Origin of the sequence: Variovorax sp. E3 (genome assembly GCF_016082275.1) — a bacterium.
GTDB lineage: Bacteria > Pseudomonadota > Gammaproteobacteria > Burkholderiales > Burkholderiaceae_C > Variovorax.
In genome coordinates, this window is the sequence record NZ_MOWM01000375.1 from 1 (window position 1) to 624 (window position 624).

At 67.9% G+C, this 624-nt stretch carries 1 protein-coding gene; it reads right to left on the reverse strand.

The features are described from left to right. Nucleotides 1-624 (reverse strand): acyl-CoA dehydrogenase family protein (locus tag BMG07_RS40940; protein ID WP_198089238.1); only part of this gene is annotated, 624 nt, incomplete at both ends.

Genomic DNA, 624 nt, shown 5'->3' on the forward strand with positions numbered 1-624 from the left:
CCAGCGGAAAGTCGTTCACGTAGCCATAACCGCCCAGCGTCTGGATGGCCGCGCTGCACACGCGCTCGGCCATCTCGCTGGCGAACAGCTTGGCCATGGCCGCTTCTTTCAAACACGGCCGGCCGGCGTCGCGCAGGCTCGCGGCGTGCCAGATCAATTGGCGCGCGGCTTCGAGCTGCGTCGCGCATTCGGCCAGGCGAAAGCCCACGGCCTGCTGGTCGAAGATCGAGCCGCCGAAGGCTTGGCGCTCCTTGGCATAGGCCAGCGCCACGTCGAAGGCGCTGCGCGCCATGCCCACGCTCTGCGCGGCAATGCCGATGCGGCCGCCCTCGAGCGCACCCAGCGCGATCTTGTAGCCCTCGCCTTCGGCGCCGATGAGGTTCTCGCGCGGAATACGGCAGCCGTCGAAGTTGATCTGCGCGGTGTCGCTGCTGTGCTGGCCCAGCTTGTCTTCCAGCCGCGCGACGTTGTAGCCCGGAGCGTCGGTCGGCACGATGAACGCGCTCATGCCGCGCTTGCCCGCGCCCTTGTCGGTCACCGCGATGACGATGGCCACGTGGCCGTTCTTGCCGCTGGTGATGAACTGCTTCACGCCGTCGATCACGTAGCGTCGCCGTCCTTGCG